Origin of the sequence: Streptomyces sp. NPDC050263, assembly GCF_040655955.1 — a bacterium.
Lineage (GTDB): Bacteria > Actinomycetota > Actinomycetes > Streptomycetales > Streptomycetaceae > Streptomyces.
This window is the reverse complement of record NZ_JBFAKW010000007.1, coordinates 79,926-98,132: the sequence shown is the minus strand read 5'-3', so window position 1 is coordinate 98,132 and position 18,207 is coordinate 79,926. Positions and strand designations below refer to the sequence as shown.

15 protein-coding genes and 1 tRNA gene are annotated in these 18,207 nt (G+C 71.2%); 5 read left to right on the top strand and 11 right to left on the bottom strand.

Features of this window, described 5'->3' with window-relative positions; genetic code table 11:
• Nucleotides 1–50: 50 nt before the first annotated feature.
• From AB0J04_RS05045 to AB0J04_RS05035, 3 genes are all read right to left on the bottom strand, one after another.
• Complete coding sequence (locus AB0J04_RS05045; RefSeq protein WP_363166971.1) at nucleotides 51–1,931, bottom strand: tetratricopeptide repeat protein; 1,881 nt, start codon at nucleotides 1,929–1,931, stop codon at nucleotides 51–53.
• A 206-nt stretch (nucleotides 1,932–2,137) separates the two neighbouring features.
• Nucleotides 2,138–2,211, bottom strand: a tRNA-Met gene (locus tag AB0J04_RS05040).
• 40 nt (nucleotides 2,212–2,251) lie between these two features.
• Nucleotides 2,252–5,245: a UPF0182 family protein gene (locus AB0J04_RS05035; protein ID WP_363167023.1), complete on the bottom strand. Its 2,994-nt coding sequence runs from the start codon at nucleotides 5,243–5,245 to the stop codon at nucleotides 2,252–2,254.
• A gap of 163 nt (nucleotides 5,246–5,408) precedes the next feature.
• Here AB0J04_RS05035 and AB0J04_RS05030 point away from each other — a divergent pair, with 163 nt between their 5' ends.
• Entirely contained in the window at nucleotides 5,409–5,951 is a 543-nt protein-coding gene (locus AB0J04_RS05030; RefSeq protein ID WP_363166970.1) for a PPA1309 family protein, read from the top strand.
• 37 nt (nucleotides 5,952–5,988) lie between these two features.
• Here AB0J04_RS05030 and AB0J04_RS05025 read toward each other — a convergent pair whose 3' ends face one another.
• From AB0J04_RS05025 to AB0J04_RS05010, 4 genes are all read right to left on the bottom strand, one after another.
• Entirely contained in the window at nucleotides 5,989–7,080 is a 1,092-nt protein-coding gene (locus AB0J04_RS05025; protein ID WP_363166969.1) for a PDZ domain-containing protein, read from the bottom strand.
• A gap of 54 nt (nucleotides 7,081–7,134) precedes the next feature.
• Nucleotides 7,135–7,299, bottom strand: coding sequence for a hypothetical protein (locus AB0J04_RS05020; protein WP_363166968.1), 165 nt, complete (start codon nucleotides 7,297–7,299; stop codon nucleotides 7,135–7,137).
• A 241-nt stretch (nucleotides 7,300–7,540) separates the two neighbouring features.
• Nucleotides 7,541–7,999 carry a molybdenum cofactor biosynthesis protein MoaE gene (locus tag AB0J04_RS05015; RefSeq protein WP_363166967.1) on the bottom strand — a complete coding sequence of 153 codons (459 nt, stop codon included), beginning with the start codon at nucleotides 7,997–7,999 and terminating at the stop codon, nucleotides 7,541–7,543.
• A gap of 129 nt (nucleotides 8,000–8,128) precedes the next feature.
• Nucleotides 8,129–9,238, bottom strand: coding sequence for an SDR family oxidoreductase (locus AB0J04_RS05010; protein WP_358801139.1), 1,110 nt, complete (start codon nucleotides 9,236–9,238; stop codon nucleotides 8,129–8,131).
• A 192-nt stretch (nucleotides 9,239–9,430) separates the two neighbouring features.
• On the opposite strand from AB0J04_RS05010, the gene AB0J04_RS05005 reads away from it, so the two are divergent.
• Both AB0J04_RS05005 and AB0J04_RS05000 read left to right on the top strand, forming a co-directional pair.
• On the top strand, nucleotides 9,431–10,891 hold the full coding sequence (locus AB0J04_RS05005; RefSeq protein ID WP_363166966.1) for a zinc-dependent metalloprotease: 1,461 nt from the start codon (nucleotides 9,431–9,433) through the stop codon (nucleotides 10,889–10,891).
• Entirely contained in the window at nucleotides 10,888–11,403 is a 516-nt protein-coding gene (locus AB0J04_RS05000) for an NUDIX hydrolase (RefSeq protein WP_363166965.1), read from the top strand. The genes AB0J04_RS05005 and AB0J04_RS05000 overlap by 4 nt, the downstream gene beginning before the upstream one ends.
• Nucleotides 11,404–11,476: 73 nt before the next feature.
• On the opposite strand, the gene AB0J04_RS04995 is transcribed toward AB0J04_RS05000, so the two are convergent.
• The 4 genes from AB0J04_RS04995 to AB0J04_RS04980 form a co-directional block, all read right to left on the bottom strand.
• Nucleotides 11,477–12,232, bottom strand: a complete 756-nt coding sequence (locus tag AB0J04_RS04995; protein ID WP_363166964.1) for an AIM24 family protein — start codon at nucleotides 12,230–12,232, stop codon at nucleotides 11,477–11,479.
• Between the two features lie 18 nt (nucleotides 12,233–12,250).
• Nucleotides 12,251–12,931, bottom strand: coding sequence for an AIM24 family protein (locus tag AB0J04_RS04990; RefSeq protein WP_351903116.1), 681 nt, complete (start codon nucleotides 12,929–12,931; stop codon nucleotides 12,251–12,253).
• Between the two features lie 11 nt (nucleotides 12,932–12,942).
• The gene (locus AB0J04_RS04985; RefSeq protein WP_363166963.1) at nucleotides 12,943–14,619 is read right to left on the bottom strand and encodes a TerD family protein; all 1,677 of its coding nucleotides are present in this window, start codon (nucleotides 14,617–14,619) and stop codon (nucleotides 12,943–12,945) included.
• A 144-nt stretch (nucleotides 14,620–14,763) separates the two neighbouring features.
• Complete coding sequence (locus AB0J04_RS04980) at nucleotides 14,764–15,360, bottom strand: M48 family metallopeptidase (protein ID WP_363166962.1); 597 nt, start codon at nucleotides 15,358–15,360, stop codon at nucleotides 14,764–14,766.
• 241 nt (nucleotides 15,361–15,601) lie between these two features.
• Between AB0J04_RS04980 and AB0J04_RS04975 the strand changes: the two genes are divergently transcribed.
• Together AB0J04_RS04975 and AB0J04_RS04970 are read left to right on the top strand one after the other, a co-directional pair.
• A complete protein-coding gene (locus AB0J04_RS04975) occupies nucleotides 15,602–16,816 on the top strand; it encodes a TOMM precursor leader peptide-binding protein (RefSeq protein ID WP_363166961.1) in 1,215 nt (404 codons plus the stop codon).
• Nucleotides 16,809–18,197, top strand: coding sequence for an AarF/ABC1/UbiB kinase family protein (locus tag AB0J04_RS04970; protein ID WP_363166960.1), 1,389 nt, complete (start codon nucleotides 16,809–16,811; stop codon nucleotides 18,195–18,197). Before AB0J04_RS04975 ends, AB0J04_RS04970 begins: the two co-directional genes overlap by 8 nt.
• Nucleotides 18,198–18,207 lie beyond the last annotated feature (10 nt).

The window sequence follows — 18,207 nt, the reverse complement described above, 5'->3', positions numbered from 1 at the left end:
TCGCAGGTCAGAACCGCTCACCCGGAACTCACGCGGAGCTCGCTCGGAGCTCACGCGGACAGTTCCTCCCGCAGCGCGTCCCGCAGCCGTGCCGCCCGTTCGGAGACTTCCGCGGGCCCGAGCGACACCGCACGGTCCGCCCAGCGCTGCCCCTCCGCCAGCTCGCCGCGACGCGTGTAGACCAGAGCGAGCCGCAACGCCGCCCGCCCGTGCCCTGCGTCGGCCGCCCGGGTCCACCACACAGCCGCCTCGGGCTCACTGCCCTCCCGTGCGAGCAGCAGCCCGAGGTTGAAGGCGCCGTTGCGCGATCCGGCCTCCGCGGCCGTCCGGTACCAGCGCGCCGCCTCCACGACGTCGCCGCGGGCGGCGGCCAGCATCCCGACCCGTACCTGCGCGCGGCGGTGCCCCTGTGTCGCCGCCCGCTCGTACCACTCCTCGCACTCGGTCTTCTCGTGCACGATCTCCCCGAGCTCGTGCGCGGGCTGCTGCGGCCGCCGCGCGTCGAGCACGGCCGCCAGCCGGTAGGCCGCCTCCGCGCTCCCGCCCCCGGCGGCGCACCGCAGGTGCCGTTCGGCCTCCTGCTCGTCGCCGTCCCGCAGGCGCGCGATGCCGACCTGGAGCGCGGCCTCGGTGTGCCCGGCGGCCGCCGCCCGCTCGTACCAGCGCAGCGCGACGGGCTCCTCGCCCCGCCCGGCGAACAGGATCCCGAGGTTGAAGGCGGCGTCGACACTGCCGGCTTCCGCGGCCTTGGAGAACCATGGTTCGGCGCCGGCCGTGTCGCCGCCCTGGAGCAGCAGGATGGCGAGCGCGTTGGCCGCCTCCCGGTGCCCGGCGTAGGCCGCGCGCCGGTACCACTGCTCGGCCTGCGCGGTGCGGCCCTGCTCGGCGCAGAGCAGGGCGAGGTTGTAGGCGCCGTTGTCGTCACCGGCGTCCATCGCGGCCCGGTACCAGCGCTCGGCGGTCTGGGTCTGCCCCCGCTCGGCGTGCAGCGCACCCAGGGCGTTCGCCGCGTTGCCGTCGCCCTCCTGGGCGGCGCGCAGCCACCAGATGGCGGCGTTCTCGGTGTCGCCGGCGTCGCGCAGCAGGAAGCCGAGCGCACAGGCGGCCCGCGCCTCGCCGTCCTTGGCGGAGGTCAGGTACCAGCGCCCGGCCTCCTTCAGGTCGCCCCGCTTCTCCAGGATCGTGCCGAGGTGCAGGGCGGCCCGCCGGTGTCCGCGCGCGGCGGCCTGCCGGTACCACTGCTCGGCCTCGGCCCGCACGGCGACACCGCTGTCCTGGCCGCGCCCGTCCTGGTCGCCGTCCGTGACGGAGCCTCGGCGCTCCCCGCCCGGTTCGCATTCCTTCTGGTCGAGGGCGCGGGCCAGCCGGTACGCGGCTTCACGGTGCCCGCGCTCGGCGGCGGCCCGCATCCAGCGCTCGGCCCCGGCGTCCCCACGGTGCTCCAGCAGGTCGGCGAGGGCGTACGCGCCCAGCGCGTGCCCCTGTTCGGCGGACTGGCGCAACCAGTACTCGGCGGCCGGCTCGTCCCCGCACTCACGGCGGTGACGGCCCAGCGCGTGCGCGGCGGCGGCGGAGCCGGCGACGGCGGCGACCCGCCACCAGCCGGCGGCGTCGTCGGGGTAGCCGCGCTGGTGGAGGAGTACGCCCAGGTTGTTGGCGGCGGCCCGGTCGCCCTCGGCGGTGGCGGCACGCAGATGAGGCTCGGCGCCGTCGAGGTCACCGCGGCGCAGCAGCATGGCCCCGAGGACGCTCATGGCCTCGGCGTCGCCGGCTTCCGCCGCGAGCCGCAGGCGCATCTCCTCGACGGCCTCACCCGTCTCGACGGCGTCCGCCGTCTCGTCCCGGCTCTCGTCCGGGGTCGCTTCCTCGCCGGAAGGCTGCACAAACCGCCCTGTCTCGAACAGAGTTGCCTTGTCCCCCATAACGTCCATCGTCGCACCACCCGCAACCCGGGTACACCTGGTATACCGCGGCCCGTAAGGTCACTTCAGCGTTTTGTCGACATGCCCACAGAGAGACAAGTCAAACACAGATCCCTCAACTCCCCACAGCGGCGCGGCCATCACGTCCCCCGGCACATGCGTTCGCACATCACGAAGGCCCGGATCCGTTTCCGGATCCGGGCCTTCGTTTTCAGTAGCGGGGACAGGATTTGAACCTGCGACCTCTGGGTTATGAGCCCAGCGAGCTACCGAGCTGCTCCACCCCGCGTCGTGTTCCACAACCGTACCACGACGCGGGGCGGACAAGATCAGCCGCTTGTCGGACTGGGACTCGGACTCGGACTCGCACTGCTGCCGGCACCGCTCCCGGAGCCGGAGCCGGAGGCGCCGCTCGGGCTCGCCGAGCCGGTCGGACTCGGTGTGCTGCTGGCCTTGGCGCCCTTGTCGGCCTCCGCCTGCGCGGCCTCGGCCCGCTTCAACGCGGCCTCGAGATCCTTCTGCGCCTTGGCGTACGCGTCCCAGTCGGGCTTCTTCAGCGCCTCCTGGCCCGCGGTGAAGGCCTTCTGGGCGTCGGCCAGCGCCTCTCTGACCGTCGGGTTGGTGGACGTCGGCGGTGTGGTGGCGCCGTCGCCCTCGTCAGCCGGCGGCGTGGTCGTACTCTCCGCGCCGAAGACCTTGTTGAGGGCCTCGTCCAGGGTGTCCTCGAAGGCGGTGTTGCCTCCGTAGGTCACCAACACCTTCTTCAGCAGCGGGTACTTGAGCCCGCCACCGCGCACGTAGACCGGCTCCACGTACAGCAGGCCGCCGTCCAGCGGCACCGTCAGCAGGTTGCCGTACTCGATGTCGGAGTCGCCGCCCTTCAGGAGTCTGATGGACTCGGCGATGTCCTGTTCGGAGTTGAACTGGCTCTGCACCTGTTTGGGTCCGTCGACGGTCGTACTGGTCGGCAGTTTCAGAACTCTGATCTTGCCGTAGTCAGGAGTGCCCGCCTCGGAGTCGACCGCCATGAACGCACTGAGGTTGTCCCGGCCGTTGGGCGTGAACGTCGTCGTCAGCGAGAACGCCTGGGCCGCCTGGTCGGGCATCTTCATGCTCAGGTAGTACGGCGGCACCGCGTCGCCCGACTTGTTGGACGGGTCGTCCGGCACCTGCCACACCTCGCTGCCGCTGAGGAACGTCGTGGCGTCCTTCACGTGGTAGCGGGTGAGCAGCTCACGCTGGACCTTGAACAGGTCCTGCGGGTACCGGAGGTGGGCCATCAGGTCCTTCGAGATGGACGCCTTGGACTTCACCGTGCCGGGGAACGCCTTCATCCAGGTCTTCAGGACCGGGTCCTCGGTGTCCCACTGGTAGAGCTTGACCTCGCCCGAGTACGCGTCGACGGTCGCCTTCACCGAGTTGCGGATGTAGTTGACCTGGTTCTGCTGGGCCACCACCGCGCGGTTGTCGTTCGTCGCCGTCAGCGAGTCGGCCGTGGTGTCGCCCAGGGTTGTACGCGAGGCGTACGGGTAGCCGTTCGTCGTCGTGTACGCGTCGACGATCCACTGGATCTTGTTGCCGACCACGGCCGGATAGGCGTCGCCGTCGATGGTCAGCCACGGGGCGACCGCCTCGACGCGCTCCTTCGGAGTGCGGTTGTACAGGATCCGCGAACCCTCGCCGATGGCTCCGGAGTACAGGATCTGCGGCTCCCCGAACGCCACCGCGTACGCGGCCCGGTTGATCGGGTTGGAGAGGTTGACCCCGCTCTTGCCGGTGTAGCTGGTGGTCTTCTCACCCTGGTCGTCGGAGTAGTCGATCTCCTTCTGGGGACCGCCGACGATCGAGTACGTGGTCGTCTTCTCGCCGTAGTAGACACGCTGCTCGTACGTGCCGAGCTCGCCCACGGAGGGCAGGTTGGACTCGGTGAAGAGCGGCCGGCCCTCGGCGTCGGAGGTCGTGCCGTTGGCGGCGACCACGCCGTAGCCGTGGGTGTAGCGGAAGTGGTTGTTGATCCAGTTCTGCTTGTCCACGCCCGCGAGGTTCAGCTCGCGCAGGCCGATGACCGTGTCCTCGTCCGTGCCCTTGATGTTGTAGCGGTCCACATCGAGGTTGGTCGGGAAGGCGTAGTACTTCCGCATCTGCTGGAGCTGCTGGAAGGTCGGGGACACGATGTTCGGGTCCAGGACCCGGATGCTCGCGGCGGCGTCGGCGTCGTCGCGCAGCTTCGTCTTGTCCTGGGTGGTGCCGGTGCCCGAGTACTCGGTGACCTGCGCGCCGTCGATGCCGTACGCCTCGCGCGTCGCCTTGAGGTTCTTCTCGACGTACGGGGCTTCCTTGGCCTGCTCGTTCGGCTGGACCTGGAACTTCTGGACGATCGCCGGGTACAGCCCGCCGATGAGGATCGCCGAGAGCACCATCAGGCCGAAGCCGATCACGGGCAGCTGCCAGGTGCGCCGCCACAGGGTGGCGAAGAACAGCAGCGCGCAAATGACGGCGATGCAGAACAGGATCGTCTTGGCCGGCAGGTAGGCGTTGGCGTCGACGTAGCGCAGGCCCGTCCAGTTGTCCGTCGCCTTGAAGTCGCTGGACTTCACCGCCAGGCCGTAGCGGTCGAGCCAGTAGGCGACCGCCTTCAGCGTGACGAAGATGCCCAGCAGCACCGACAGGTGCCCGGTGGCCGCGGCCGTGGCGCGCGCGCCCGGGCTCGTGACGCGCAGCCCGCCGTACAGGTAGTGGGTGAGCGCGGCGGCGATCAGGGAGAGGACCGTGGCGGCGAAGCCGAAGCCGAGCAGGAACCGGTACCAGGGCAGATCGAAGGCGAAGAAGGACACGTCGAGGTGGAACTGCGGGTCCTTCTGCCCGAAGGACACCCCGTTGACCCACATCAGCCACGTCCGCCACTGGCCCGCCGCGGAGGCGCCGGCGATGAGGCCGACCAGGGCGGTGATGCCGAGCAGCAGCCATGTCTTGTACGGCGCGATGCCCATGCGGTAGCGGTCGAGGCTCTGCTGCTCGACCGACATCGCGCTCAGCGGCGGCCGCAGCCGGTGGGCCAGCCAGATGTTGAGGCCGACCGCGAGTGCCATCAGCAGGCCGAAGACGAAGAACAACCCGATCTTGGTCCACAGCGTGGTGGTGAAGACCGACGAGTAGTTCACCGAGCGGTACCAGAGCCAGTCCGTCCAGAACCCGGCGAACATGGTGAACGCCATGCCGAGAACGGCAAGGACGCCCAGTGTCATGAGCAGGGTCCGGACGCGCCGGGACGGGCGGCCCACTCTCATCCGCGGCCCTGTCGGGCCTCCGCCGCGGTCCGGCATCTGGAAAGCCAAGGTGCGCACCTCGAAGTCGAAATTGATCCGTCAGGCCCGCGTGTTCGTGGACCGTTCGTGGCCCCCCGTGATCGCGAGCCCACACCTATGCAACTTACTCACCGTTTACTCGGTTCCCGATTCCGGCCAGGAACGAGAGAGGATTGTGACCATGTCCAACACTCCCATGGCGGCGAGCCCGCTCACCCGGGCCGTACTCGAGATCGACGAGTACGCCTCCGGCCTCGGCTGGGACCAGCCCGCCCGCCTTTTCGCCCTCGTAGACACCGCTCGGCTGCGAGCCCAGGAACCCTCGCTCGCCGCCCAGCTCGGCCTTCAGGACGAGCCCGTGACGACCGGTCTCACTCCGATCGAGCAGGACGAAGTGCCAACGGACAAGCCGCTCGACGAGTTCCTCGCCACGATCGCCTGGCCCGACGCGGTGGTCGGCTGCGCCCTCACCGTGGAGCGGCTGATGCTGCCCCCGTCCGCCGAGGCCCAGGTCCCGCAGGGGCTGAGCGGGGCGAAGCTCACGAAGTGGGTGGCGGACCACCCGGACCGTCAGGAGGTCCGGATGACGGTCGGCGTGCTGCGCGACGGCACCCGCGACTCGGCTCTTCGGCTGCGCGAGAAGGATGCCCCGACGGAGGTCCTCACGGGCGCGGGCCTGGTGCCGGGCCTCGCGGAGGCGCTGTCGGCGACGTTCGCGGAGTAGCTCCTGCGGAACATCCGCGGGGTGGTCGGTTTGCCGGCTACTTCGTGCACTTCGGCAGGTCGGCGGTGTCGCCGCTGCGGATGTCCTTGAGGGCGGTGAGGGCGTCGTCGATGGTGTTCACCTTGACGAGCCTGAGCCCCGAGGGGGTGTCCTTGGCGGCGGCCGCGCAGTTGTCGGCGGGCGTCAGGAAGTACTGGGCGCCCTGGCTGCGCGCGCCGACGGTCTTCAGCTCGATGCCGCCGATCGGCCCGACCTTGCCGGTGTCGTCGATGGTCCCGGTGCCGGCGACGAACTTGCCGCCGGTGAGGCTGCCCGGGGTGAGCTTGTCGTAGATGCCGAGCGAGAACATCAGACCGGCGCTGGGCCCGCCGACGTCGGCGAGCTTGATGTCGATGGTGAACGGGAACGTGTGGTCGGTTCCGGCCGAGATCCCGACGATGGCCCGCTTCTCACCGGTGTCGTCGGAGCTCGCGGTGGTGATGGTGACGTCCTGGGTCTTGGTCGCCGTCTTGTTCGCCTTCTCGGCGGCCGCCTGCTCCTTCGCCGGCACGATCGTGAAGACGACGTTCTCCCCCGCCTTGTGCTTCGTCACCAGTTCGGCGACGTCGCCCGGCTCCTTCACCACGGTGCCGTCCACGGCCTTGATCACGTCACCGGCGTGCAGCTTGCCCTCCGCCGGGGACGCCTTCACCACGGTCGAGACGATCACCCAGGAGGTCACCGGGATGTCCAGCTCCTTCAGGGCGGCGACCTTGGCGCTCTCCTGGGACTGGCTGAACTCCTCGGCGTTCTCCTGGGTGGACTGTTCCTCGGTCTTGCCGTCCGGGTAGAGCGTGTCGTGCGGCACGACCTTGTTGTCGTGCGCTAGCCATCCGTAGACGGCCTCGACCAGGTTCATCCGGTAGTCGGCGCTGGTGACGCGCACGGTGGTCATGTTGAGGTTGCCGCTGGTGGCGTAGGTCTTGCGCCCGGAGATCTGCAGCACCGGCTCGCCGTCGTGGTCGCCGAGTGTGTTCACCGTCGGCCCCGGGGACATCTCCGCATACGGCACGGGGATGAGTACTCCCGCGCACAGAAGCGCGATCAGCATCAGGGTGGAGGCGAGCATCGTCGCGGTGCGGCGTGGCATGACTCGACATTACGTGACGCGTCTGTCAGCGCACCGTCAGGGCTGCCACCCGGGTCAGGTATGGGAGTGGGGCTTCTCCATGGCCGCGCGGAAGCGCGCGTATCCGTCCAGCTCAGGGCCGTCACTGCGGGCCTTGCGGGTCCGGTTGGCCCAACTGCCCCACAGGCCGGCGCCGATCGCGGCGACCAGCGGAATCAGCAACCAGGCGAGCGCAGCCATGCCGACCTCCCAACCCCGATGAGCCACCGCAACTGACTGATCAGCAGATTAACCATCCGCACTGACAACGCTCACGGCAGGGGTGCGGTTACGCAACCGGACGGGTGGTCCCAGGGGCGTGACCGGAAGGGTTCAGCAGGCGCCGACCCGCCCTCCCGTCACCCGACCACCACCCCTCAACGACGGCGCTACGCGCCGACCCGCCCTCCCGCCACCCGACCACCACCCCTCAACGACGGCGCTACGCGCCGACCCACTCCTCCGTGCCGTCCGAGAACTTCTGGTGCTTCCAGATGGGAACTTCGTGCTTGAGGTCGTCGATGAGCTTCCGGCAGGCCTCGAAGGCCTCCCCGCGGTGCGGGCAGGAGACGGCGACGACGACGGCGAGGTCGCCCACCCTCAGGTCCCCCACGCGGTGCACGGCCGCGAGCGCGCGCACGGGGTAGTCCGCGACGACCTTCTCGGCGATCCGCCGCATCTCCGCCTCGGCGCTGGGGTGGCAGGAGTAGCCGAGGGCGTCGACGTCGGCGCCCCCGTCGTGGTTGCGCACGGTGCCCACGAACAGCGCCGTCCCGCCGGCCGCGGCGTCCCCGACGGCCCGGAAAACCTCGTCCAGGGAGAGCGCGGTGTCACGAACGGCGATCAGCTTGACGGGATCCTGCGCCGCCTGCTCGCCGGGGTGGTCGTTGGTGTCTGCCATACCCCCATCGTGCCGCACGCCTGAGACCAGGGGGAATAGCGTCATCGCCCGGTACACGCGTGTGACGCTTTGGAGCGACCTCCAAAGTCGGCCCGTCCGGGGCTTCCCGTCGGCGGGAAGCCCCCGCGCTCATCGCCGCCGCGCCTTCCGGGCCCTGCGCACCACCGCCGCCGCACCCAACAGGGCCACCGTCGCACCGGCCGCACCCGCCGCGGTCGCGTCCTTGCGGCCCAGCCGCCGGCCGACGACCGTGTGCCGTCCGGACACCTCCGCCAGCAGCTCCGCGAGGACCTCCTCGTTCGTCCACTGCGGCCGCCACCCCGCGTCGTGCAGCCTGCTCCCGCTCACCACCCAGGGGTGCATCGTGTACGCCAGGTCGCCCGCCGGAGACGGCGTGAGCCCGATCCGGTGCAGCCGGGCGGCTGCGCCCAGCGCGACCGCCGACGGCAGCTCCATCCGCCGGATCCCGCTGAGCTCCTCGACCTCCTCCTGCTCCAGCCACCCGTCGCACCCGACGGCCAGCTCTCCGTCGACCTTCTCCAGGACGGCGTACTCCAGAGCGCCCACCAGGTCCTCGACGTGGCAGAACTGCCAGGCCGGCCGCGAACCGGCGACGACCAGCAGCCGCGGCGACTCGAAGTACCGGGTCAGCGCGGTGTCGGTGCCGCCGACCAGGATCGCGGGCCGCACCACGGTGACGTTGAGTCCCGGGTGCGCCCGGGGCGCGCGCCGTGCGAGCCGTTCGATCTCCAGGAGGTCGCCGACGCCGGTCGCCTCGGCCGTCGCGCGCAGCTCCGCGTCCTCCGCGAGCGGCAGCTCGTTGTCCTCCAGCGCCCCGTAGACCATCGCGGAGGTGCACAGCACGACGCGGTGCACCCCGGCCGCCGCGGCGGCCGTCAGCACGGTCTGCGTACCGCGCACGTTGTAGGCCGTCCGGGCGGCGGCGTCACTCCCCAGGTCGAGGTCGAGCGCGAGGTGGACCACGACGTCCGCCCCGCGCAGCTTCTCGGCGATCGCCGGGTCGCGGACGTCGAGGATGTGCCACTGCGCCGCGTCGCACTCCCCCCGCCGCTCGTCGATCGCGACGACCTGCTTGACCTCCTCCGATGCGGCGAGCCGCTCCGTGAGCAGCGCGCCGACCCCGGTCGCGGCACCGGTCACGGCGACGACGGGCCCGCGCGCACCGCTCGGGGTTGAGTGGTTTCGCGCTGCGCGAACCTGCGGATCTGGGGAACTCACCAGGTGTCTCCAGCGGTTGTCTTGGCATACGGGCGTGAGTGACGCGTACGTACCAGGTGGCATCCATCCTGCCGCAGGCCAGGAGTCGGCGAAGCACCGAGGCCCGATCGAGCCGGGGTGTCTACGCTGGGTGGTGTTGCAGGGCAGTCGCCGCCGGCCGATAACCGGTGGCCTTACCAGCCGAGGAACCCCGTGAGTGACACCCCATTCGGATTCGGCCTTCCGCCGGAGGAGCCGGAAGACGGCGACGAGGGCAAGAAGAAGGACCCGCAGAGCGGCGGTGGTCAGGGACCGGCCAACCCGTTCGGTTTCGGCGGGCTGCCCGGCGCGGGCGGCTTCGGCGGCCCGGGCGGCCCGGGCGCCGACAACCCGCTCGCCGCGATGTTCGGTTCACTGAACCCCAACGACCTGGGGGCCGCGTTCCAGCAGCTGGGCCAGATGCTCTCCTACGAGGGCGGCCCGGTGAACTGGGACATGGCCAAGCAGATCGCCCGCCAGCAGGTCTCCCAGGGCACCTCCGACGGCGTGAAGGACGCGAGCGTCGGCCCCGCCGACGTCACCGCGGTCCAGGACGCCGTCCGCCTGGCCGACCTGTGGCTGGACGACGCGACGTCGCTGCCGTCCGGCGCCGGCTCGGCGGTGGCGTGGTCCCGCGCGGAGTGGGTCGAGGCGACCCTGCCCGCGTGGAAGGAGCTCGTCGACCCGGTCGCCGAGCGCGTCGGCGCGGCCATGGGCGACGTCCTGCCGGAGGAGATGCAGGCCATGGCGGGCCCGCTGATCGGCATGATGCGGTCGATGGGCGGCGCGATGTTCGGCTCGCAGATCGGGCAGGCCGTGGGCGTGCTCGCGGGCGAGGTCGTCGGCTCGACCGACATCGGTCTGCCGCTCGGCCCGGCCGGGCGCGCGGCGCTGCTGCCGGTGAACATCGAGGCGTTCGGCAAGGACCTGGGCGTCGCGAAGGAGGAGGTGCGGCTCTACCTGGCGTTGCGCGAGGCCGCCCACCAGCGCCTTTTCGCGCATGTGCCGTGGCTGCGCTCGCACCTGTTCGGTGCGGTCGAGGGCTACGCGCGCGGGATCAAGGTCGACACCGCCAAGCTGGAGGACGTGGTCGGCCAGTTCGACCCGCAGAACCCCGAGCAGCTTCAGGACGCGCTGCAGCAGGGCATGTTCCAGCCGGAGGACACCCCGGAGCAGAAGGCCGCCCTGGCCCGTCTGGAGACGGCCCTGGCGCTCGTCGAGGGCTGGGTGGACGCGGTGGTGCACGCGGCCGCGAAGCCGCGTCTGACGTCCGCGGACGCGCTGCGCGAGACGCTGCGCCGACGCCGTGCCACGGGCGGTCCCGCCGAGCAGACCTTCGCGACGCTGATCGGCCTGGAGCTGCGCCCGCGCCGGCTGCGCGACGCCTCCCGGCTGTGGGCCTCGCTGACGGACGCGCGCGGGGTCGACGGCCGGGATGCCCTGTGGGCCCACCCGGACATGCTGCCCACGGCGTCCGATCTGGACGACCCGGACGGCTTCGTGCACCGCGAGCAGCTGGACTTCTCCGAGCTGGACAAGATGCTCGGCGAGGCGGCGAGCGGCGGCGGCCACAGCGAGAGGCCGAACCTGAAGAAGGACGACGAGAACGACTCCGGGGGCGACGACACCGAGTGAGCCTGTACGACGACGCGGTCCTCGTCCTGAAGGGGTACGAGGGCCAGGAAGAGCTGCGCCAGACCTACCTGGACCATCTCGCGGCGCACCCGGACGGCATGCGGAAGGCTTGCGGGGAGGGCCACCTCACGGCAAGCGCCCTGGTGATCGACCCGGAGCGAGGGCGGGTGCTGCTCACGCTCCACAAGAAGCTGCGCATGTGGCTGCAGACGGGCGGCCACTGCGAGCCGGCCGACGCGACGCTGGCGGCCGCGGCCCTGCGGGAGGGCACCGAGGAGTCGGGCGTCCCGGGGCTGACCCTGCTGCCCGGCGGCCCGGTCCGGCTCGACCGGCATCTCACGCCCTGCGCCTGGCACTACGACGTCCAGTACGCGGCGCTCGCTCCGGCCGGGGCGGTGGAGACCATCAGCGACGAGTCCCTCGACCTGCGCTGGTTCGCCTACGACGAGGTGGCGGGCGTGGCCGACGGGTCGGTCGTACGGCTGCTGGAAGCGACCCGCGCGCGGCTGTGAGCCGCAGAACGGGCCGCAACGGGTAAGGGGCGACCCACCGGGTGATCGCCCCTTACGTCTGCCGTCCGGAGGGTCAGCTCCAGACGTTGCCCTGGTTCTGAGCGCGCGCCCCCTGCTGCCCCATGCCGTACTGGGCGGCCAGGCCGGAGCCGATCTGGGCGTTCTGCGGCGGCAGCAGCTCGCTGGGCTGCACGAGCGCGTAGCCGGAGCCCATGAAGCTCAGCTCCCAGCCCTCACCGGTGTTGCCGCGTCGGCGCCACACCCCGGAGGTGTGCGTCTGGGCCTGCATCTGCACGCGCAGCCCGGTGGACCAGGCCACGATGGCGTCGGCGTCGCAGTTGACGTACTTGTCGGGCGTGACCTGCATCATCAGGGGCGCGCCCGAGGTCATCAGCGCGACCTTGCCGCGGCCGGTGATGTTGAGCTGGTACTTCCCGGAGCCGGAGATGCCGTAGAGGCTGTCGACGGCGATGACCTCGTGGTGCAGCGCGGAGTCCATGGCCAGCACATAGCTGCTGTCCACGGTCAGACCGTCCTGCTCCACCTCCACCACGTGGACGTGCTGGGCGAGGTTGGCGAGGTATACCGTGCCCTGCCCGTGGCAGCGCATCAGGTCCAGGCCCTCGCCGGTGTGCGCACGCGCGCGTCCCTGGTTGTTGCTCTGGTACTCGGCGTCGAACTCCATCAGGCCCTGGTAGGCGACCATCGTGCCCTTGCGGGCGAGGATGTCGTCGTGGCCCTCCAGGGTGACCCGGAGCATCTGCTTGTTCTGCAGACTCCAGCGTTCCTGGGTCTGCGAGTCGTTGTGCGCGAAAAGTGGGCTCTGCATGGCGTTTCTGGCTCCCCCTCAGCCCCGGACCCGGAGGCGGTCGGTGCTGTCCTCACTGGGCTGGACGACGACGATGCCCTGGCCGGAGAAGGCCATCTGGTAGGCCTCGCCGCTGCCCCGGCCGATGAGCGACTGCGCCTTGAAGCTGCGCTTGCCCTTCACCTTGAGGTTCGGGGACCAGGCGACGAGCGCGTCGGGGTCGACGTACGTCTCGTCCTCGCCGCCGCCGCAGTCGACGACGATCGGCTTGCCCCGCGAGGTCAGCGCGACCCAGCCCTGCCCGGAGATCTTGGTGTTCCACAGGCCCTGGCCGGCGAACTTCGCGAGCCCCTTGACGCGCTCGACGCCCCAGGTGAGGTGCGCGTCGAAGGCAAGCAGGTTGGTGGCGTTGACGGAGATGCCGTCGCCGTTGAGCTGGATGACGACCACGTTCGCCCCGTAGTCGGCGAGGTAGAGCAGGCCGTCGCCGGTGCACTTCATGAGGGGCGCGCCCTCGCCGGTCATCCAGTCGCGGGCGATCTGGCGGACGGCCGGCGGGTTGGGCTCGTACTGGACGAAGCCCTCGTAGGCGACCATCGAGCCCACGCGCGCGAAGAGGTCGTTCCCGGTCTGCATGGCGACCTTCAGCATGTGGTTGCCGTGGTTCTCCATGCGGGCGGTGACGGGTGCGGGGGCATAGCCCGCGAGCGGTTGGTTCATGACGGGCTCCCTCAGACCTCGTACGGCTGGACGACGATGAAGTTGCCGGGAGCTCCCCGGAACTGGAGGTTGACGCTCTCTCCGGTGTCGCCCGGGTAGGCGTTGCGGCGCATCCGCACCTGGCTGGAGACGACCACCTGGGAGGCGGCCGACCAGGCGACGACGGCGTTGCAGTCGGCGAACGTGGTGGGCGTGACCGGCAGGACGACGGGCGTGCCGTGCGTCTTCACGACGATCGTGCCCGTGCCTTGGAACTGCATGGTGAACAGCGCGCCGCCGGGGATGCCGTGCCCCTCGACGCGGCGGACCTCGTACTGGAGGCTCTCGTCGAAGGCGAGGACGTTCTCGGCGGAGACGCAGATCGCGTCGCCCTGGAGTTCGATGGGGTGCAGTTGGGTGGAGTTCTCGGCGAGGAACACCTGACCCTGGCCGGTGCAGCGCATCAGCTGCATCTCCTGGCCGGTCGCGTTGCCGACGATCCGGCCGGCGAATCCGGCTCCCTTGTAGCTGAAGTCGACCTTGCCCTGGTAGAGGACCATGCTGCCCTGGCGGGCGAGCACGGGCTGGCCGCCGATGGCGAGGTCGACGCGGATCATCTTCTTGGTCTGCGGCGTCCAGCGCTGCCCGGTGGGCGTCTCCTTGAACTGCTGGAGCGCGGCGGTCACACCCGCGCCGCCCTGGGGCGCGCCCTGCGGCACGCCGTACGCCTGCTGCCCCGGGACCTGCCCGAACGGCGGCTGCTGACCGTATCCGGGCGGCGCGGGCGGCTGTCCGTAGCCGGGCGGGGCCTGCGGCGCCTGGGGCTGCTGGCCGTAGCCGGGAGGCATGGGCGCGGTCGGTGCCGGGCCCTGACCGTACGGCTGCTGCTGGGGCGGCTGGCCGTACGGAGCCGGTGCCGGGGCGGGCGGCGGGACGTGACCGCCGCCGGGCGGTGTCAGCGGCGCGACGATGGTCGGCGCGGCGTGCATCGAGGGTGCGGGGGCCGGGGCCGGCGGCGGGGTCGCGGCGGGCGGGGGCGCGAAGCCCTGCGCGGCGGCGGGCTGCGGCTGCTGCGGAGCGGGCGCCGGGGCGGGTGCGGACGGTGCGCCGAAGGCGGGCGGGGCGAAGCCGGGAGCGGCCCCGGCCTGCGGCTGCTGCTGCGGGGCGGCGGGCGCCTCCTCCTCCGCGACCTCGCCGCCGAAGTTCTTCAGCAGCGCGTCCAGGCCGCCGTCGAAGCCCTGTCCGACGGCCGCGAAGCGCCACACGTCCTTGAAGTAGAAGTCGCCCAGCATCACGGCCCGCTCGGTGGTGAACTCCGAGCCGTTGAAGGCGTAGCGGGCCACCTCCTCGCCGCCGGCGACGATGCGGATGTAGCCGGGGTTGATCTGCGACATCTGCCCGGCGCCGTCGAGGGTCGCCGTGAAGGACAGCTTGCGGATCTGCTGGGGGATCCGGTCCAGAGTGATACGGAAGGACTCCGTGTCGCCCGCCTGGGCGCCCAGGAGCTGGATGGACTCCTCGGGGGACTTCGGCTGGTTGAAGAAGACGAAGTACCGGTCGTCCGAGAGCCGCTCGTCGGCGTCGAGGCCGAAGCAGCTGATGTCGAAGGTCAGGCCGGGAGCGGTGATCTGCACGCCTACGTACAGATCGGTGCCCGCGGTGAGGTCACTGATCCTGGCCTTGTGGCCGCGCTGGAATTCCCTGGGCATGCGTAACGACCGTCCCCCATCCCGATTTGTGAGTGCGTCGCGTCAGGCTAACGGCAAAGTCTGACAACGCACGATGTCGGTACAGACCCGGTACACAACCCGCGTCACCTGCTACCGGCCGGTTTCGCTCACGCGCGCGGCAGGTCACTCCCCGCCCGCGCCGGGCGGCTGGGGCAGCCGCTCGGCCGCGACGACGCCCTCGAGGTAGCCGCGGGCGCGCTCGGTGCGCGGGTACGACTCCAGGAGCCGCCAGAAGTCGGGGCCGTGGCCGGGCACGAGCAGATGGGCGAGCTCGTGGGCGAGGACGTAGTCGATGACGTACTCGGGCATGCCCTTGAGCCGGTGCGACAGCCGGATGCTGCCCTCGGCCGGTGTGCACGAGCCCCAGCGGGTGTTCTGGTTGGTCACCCACCGGACCGAGGTGGGCCGGGCCCGGCCGCCGAAACACTGGGCCGACAGCCGCTCCGCGCGCTCGGCCAACTCGGCGTCGCCGGGCACCCGCCGGCTCTCCTGGGCGGCGAGCTTGTCGAGCATGACGCTCACCCAGCGTTGCTCCTCGGCCTCGGACATCCGGGCAGGGATGAGCACGATGGTGCGATCGCCCTCGCGGTACGCGGAGACCGTCCGACGTCGACGGGCGCTTCTGCGGACCTCGATCGCGCTCGCCCCCGAGCCGCTCGGCGGCTGGCTCGTCGCGCTGCGCTGTGGGCTTCCGGCGCGGTGCAGTGGGTCGGCGGACACGCCCCGACGTTACCCGCTGCACACGGGGGAAGTCCCGACTCCGGGACGGTTCGCTTCCGATCTCCTCCGCCGCCTTTGCCTCGTACGACGGATTTGTACGACGAACGCCCGTGCCTGTGGACAACTTTCGGCACGCCCGAGCGGTCCCGGGCATGCTGGCACTCGTCGGCGGAGCGAGGACACCCCCACGCCCCCGCTCCGCCGACCTTACGGGGAGATTCCAGGCATACGGGGGCCTTTGATGCATCCGATGGTGAAGCCCGCGCTGCGGCGCGGCTGGCGTGACCTCAACACGGTGCAGTTCGGTATGACACCGGCGCACGCGCTGACACTGGGCCCGGTGGACACGGCGACGGGCAGTTTCCTCGATCTGCTGGACGGCACCCGCGGCCTCCCTCTCCTGCGCGAGGAGGGCCGCCGGATGGATCTGCCCGACGGCCATGTCGACCGGCTGGTGGAGCGGCTGACGCGGGCGGGGCTGCTCGACGACGCACGCGGCGGCGGGCCGGAGGCCTCCGCGCTGCGGGAGAAGAAGGAGGTCATGGACCGGCTGCGCCCTGATCTCGCCGCACTGTCCCTCATCACGTCGGAACCTGGTGACGCGATGGAGCATCTGACAGCCCGAGGCCGACTGCGGGTCCAGGTACGGGGAGCGGGCCGGGTCGGCGTGGTACTGGCCGCGCTGCTGTCGGGTGCGGGGGTGGGCGAGGTGGATGTGCGGGACGGCGGCCTGGTGGAGCCTGCGGACGTGGCACCGGGCGGCCTGCCCGCCGAGGCGGTCGGCGAGCGTCGGGACGAAGCCGCTCGCCGCGCCGTGCGCCGCGCCGCCCCCGGCCGCCCACCCCGCAGAAAGACAGGCTCACCGGCCGGGGCGGACACCCCCGGCCACTCCCTGGTGATCATCGCGCCACGGGACGACGTGTCCGTGCACGCTCCCGCTCCCTCGGCTGCGGAACCGCTGATCGCCTCGGGCACACCGCATCTCTACACCGGGGTCGTGGAGGGCACGGGCGTGGTCGGCCCGCTCGTGCTGCCGGGTGAGACGGGCTGCGCCGGTTGTCTCCAGCAGGAGCGCACCGACCGGGACCCGGCCTGGCCCCGGCTGGTCGCCCAGTGGCACTCCGGGAAGCGGCGCGCGGCACGCGCCTGCGATCTGACCCTGGCCACGACGGTCGCCGGGCTGGCGGCGGCCCACGCGCTCGCCTTCCTCGACGGCCGGACCCCGTCGAGCGCGGGCGCCCGCTGGGAGGTCTCCGTCCCCACTCTCCAGTGGCACCCGCGACCGGTATGGCCCCACTCGGCCTGTCTGTGCGGGGCCGCGGAGAAAGGTAAGCAGGAACACACCGCCGAGGACCAGGCATCGCACGCGACAATGGGGGAGCAACGGCATTCGAAGGGGTTACGCCGTACGACGGACGCGGCGCGGCTGGCTGGGACTTGGAGGGCGCATGTCTGATCTTCCCCGGAAGGCGGTCACCCGGACCGCCAAGCTCGCCGCGCTCCCGCTCGGCTTCGCCGGGCGGGCGACCTGGGGTCTGGGCAAGAGGATCGTGGGCGAGTCCGCGGAGATCGTCAGCCGCGAGCTGCAGCAGCGCACCGCCGAGCAGCTCTTCAAGGTGCTGGGCGAGCTGAAGGGCGGTGCGATGAAGTTCGGGCAGGCCATGTCCGTCTTCGAGTCCGCCCTCCCCGAGGAGGTGGCCGGCCCCTACCGCGCGGCCCTCACCAAGCTTCAGGACGCGGCGCCCCCGATGCCGACCCGCACGGTGCACTCCGTGCTCGCGGAGCGGCTCGGCGAGGACTGGTCCGAGCTGTTCCTGGAGTTCGACGACAAACCGGCCGCGGCGGCCTCGATCGGCCAGGTGCACCGAGCGGTGTGGCACGACGGCCGGGAGGTCGCGGTCAAGGTCCAGTACCCGGGAGCCGGTGAGGCCCTGCTGTCGGACCTGACCCAACTCAGCCGTTTCGCACGGCTGTTGGGCCCCCTCATCCCGGGTATGGACGTCAAACCGCTGATCTCCGAGCTCAAGGACCGGGTCTCCGAGGAACTCGACTACAGCCTGGAGGCGCAGGCCCAGCACGCCCATGCGGAGGAGTTCGCCGACGATCCCGACTTCGCGGTCCCGGCGGTCGTCCACCAGTGCGACCAGATCCTGGTCACCGAGTGGATGGACGGTGTGCCGCTGTCCGAGGTGATCGCCGACGGCACCCGGGAGCAGCGCGACCGCGCCGGCCAGCTGCTGTCCCGATTCCTCTTCTCCGGCCCGGCTCGCACCGGCCTGCTCCACGCCGACCCGCACCCCGGCAACTTCCGGCTTCTGCCCGGCGGGCCGGCCGGCGAGGACGACTGGCGCCTGGGCGTCCTGGACTTCGGCACGGTGGACCGGCTCCCGGGCGGCCTGCCGGACCCGATCGGCGAGTCCCTGCGCATGACCCTGGACGGCGACGCGGAGACGGTCTACGAACTCCTCTGTACAGAGGGCTTCGTCAAGGACTCCATCGAGCTGGATCCCGACGCGGTCCTCGACTACCTGCTGCCGATCATCGAGCCGGCCAAGGTGGAGGAGTTCACGTTCACCCGTGGCTGGATGCGCAGCCAGGCGGCGAGGATCGCCGACCCCCGCTCCCCCGCCCACCAGTTGGGCAAGCAGCTCAACCTGCCGCCGGCCTACCTGCTGATACACCGGGTGACGCTGAGCACGATCGGTGTCCTGTGCCAGCTCGGCGCGACGGTGCGGTTGCGCGAGGAGTTGGAGGAGTGGCTGCCCGGGTTCCTCCCGGAGGACGCCTTGGAGGCTTTGGAGGCCCTGGAGGCGGGGGAGTCGGTCGCGGAAGCGTGAGACAGGGAGC